This window comes from Spirillospora sp. NPDC049652, from assembly GCF_040675125.1.
Taxonomy (GTDB): Bacteria; Actinomycetota; Actinomycetes; order Streptosporangiales; family Streptosporangiaceae; genus Spirillospora.
The window spans coordinates 1-1,634 of sequence record NZ_JBFAOF010001288.1 but is presented as its reverse complement, the minus strand read 5'-3'; the positions used below and the strand labels follow the sequence as shown (position 1 = coordinate 1,634).

The 1,634-nt window shown below is 73.1% G+C and carries 3 protein-coding genes; 1 reads left to right on the top strand and 2 read right to left on the bottom strand.

The window, feature by feature from the left end:
* Positions 1-163: 163 nt before the first annotated feature.
* Positions 164-580, top strand: coding sequence for a PaaI family thioesterase (locus AB0J52_RS39500; RefSeq protein ID WP_500188238.1), 417 nt, complete (start codon positions 164-166; stop codon positions 578-580).
* A gap of 69 nt (positions 581-649) precedes the next feature.
* Here the strand turns inward: AB0J52_RS39500 and AB0J52_RS39495 are convergent, their stop codons facing one another.
* Complete coding sequence (locus AB0J52_RS39495) at positions 650-844, bottom strand: hypothetical protein (protein ID WP_500188237.1); 195 nt, start codon at positions 842-844, stop codon at positions 650-652.
* A gap of 70 nt (positions 845-914) precedes the next feature.
* Positions 915-1,634, bottom strand: a 720-nt coding sequence (locus AB0J52_RS39490; RefSeq protein WP_500188235.1) for an MATE family efflux transporter, incomplete at its 5' end; no start/stop codon positions are given.

Here is a 1,634-nt window from a genome sequence, read left to right as displayed (position 1 = left end):
ACCGGCGCTGCCTGGCCGCCGCCGGTCGGCCGCGAGCCGCAGCCGGTGCGCCGCGCGCTGCAGCAGGAAGAAGAGGCGCTCGTCGGGTTCGGCCATAGGGCGATCTTGACAGAGACGCGGCGGTCCCGCGATCCTCACTTCACTAGCGAAGTGAGGATGGACCATGGAACTCGACCTCGAACTCGCGCGCAAGGTGCTGGCGGCGCAGCCGTTCAGCCGCCTGCTGGAGGCGCGCATCACGGCCTTCGGTGACGGCGCGGCCACGCTGGAGCTGGACATCCGCGACGAACTGCGGCAGCAGAACGGGCTCGTGCACGGCGGCGTCCTGGCGTACGCGGCGGACAACACGCTGACCTTCGCCGCGGGGACCGTGGCGGGCGCGAACCTGATCACGGCGGGTTTCACCATCGACTACCTGAAGCCGGCCCTCGGCGAGGTGCTGCGAGCCCGCGCCGAGGTCGTCCGCGCCGGGCGCACCCGGGTCATCTGCCGCTGCGACATCGTCACCCTGGACGCGGAGGGCGCGGAGACCCTGTGCGCGGTGGCCCAGGGTTCGATCGCTGTAGCGCCGGGTGGCTGAGAGGCCGCCCGGCGGGGCCGTGCAATCGGCCGCGCAGTCGGAGCCGCGTAGTCGGCCGAGCGGGGACGGTCAGTCGGCGGAGCGCGGGCGGTCGTAGCGGGAGCGGCGGCGGGCGATCTCGGGATCGAGGTCCCCGACGAGGGACCACAGGCTCGCGATGCGGGCCGCGAGCTCCTCCGGGGCGAGCGCGTCGGGACCGGCGTCCGCGAGATCGTCTATCGCGTCGGCGAGCCGGTCGATTCCCTCGCCCTCGGGTGAACACATGTTCGAATGGTAGCGGTTGGGGTCCCTGGGACGGGTGAGCCTGACGCTATCTCCGTAAAGGTCTGGCTCGTCATGCAGCGGGCGCGTCCTCGTGCGCGCGCCGGACGGCGCCGGTCACCAGCCAGGCATCGCCTCGTGCGCGCGCGCCGAGGGTGAGCATCCGCGTCAGCATCCACAGCCCGATCGCGCACCACAGGCCGACCAGGCTCCAGTGCGCCCAGTAGGAGAGCAGGGCGGCGGGCAGGAAGACGACGGTGGCGATGAGGGTCGTCCACGCCAGGTACGTTCCGTCGCCCGCGCCGATCAGAATGCCGTCCAGGACGAACACCACGCCCGCGATCGGCTGCAGCAGCGCCACGATCAGCAGGGAGGCCAGCAGCAGCCTCCGGACGTCCGGATCCGAGGTGAACAGCGACGGCAGCCACGGCCGGATCGCCACGATCACCAGCCCGAACACGACTCCACCGCCCACACCCCACACGGTCATCCGGCGCGTCGCCGCGCGGACGCGGGGCACGTCCCCCGCGCCCAGGTACCGCCCGGTGATGGCCTGGCCCGCGATGGCGAGCGCGTCCAGGGCGTAGGCCAGCAGCGACCAGACCTGGAAGCCGACCTGGTAGGCGGCGATCTCGGCGTCGCCCATGCGCGCGGCCACCGACGTCCCGACGATGAGGACGATGCGCAGCGCGGCCGTCCGCACCAGCAGGGACGCGCCTGCGGACGCGGCCGTCCGCACGCCCGCCAGGTCGGGGCGCATGCTCGCGCCATGCCGCCGCGCCGCGCGCGCGAC

Bases quoted from the DNA above. Each gene is read 5' to 3' on its own strand.
- AB0J52_RS39500 (WP_500188238.1), top strand. From the start codon at position 164: ATGGAACTCGACCTCGAACTCGCGCGCAAGGTGCTGGCGGCGCAGCCG.
- AB0J52_RS39495 (WP_500188237.1), bottom strand. From the start codon at position 844: ATGTGTTCACCCGAGGGCGAGGGAATCGACCGGCTCGCCGACGCGATA.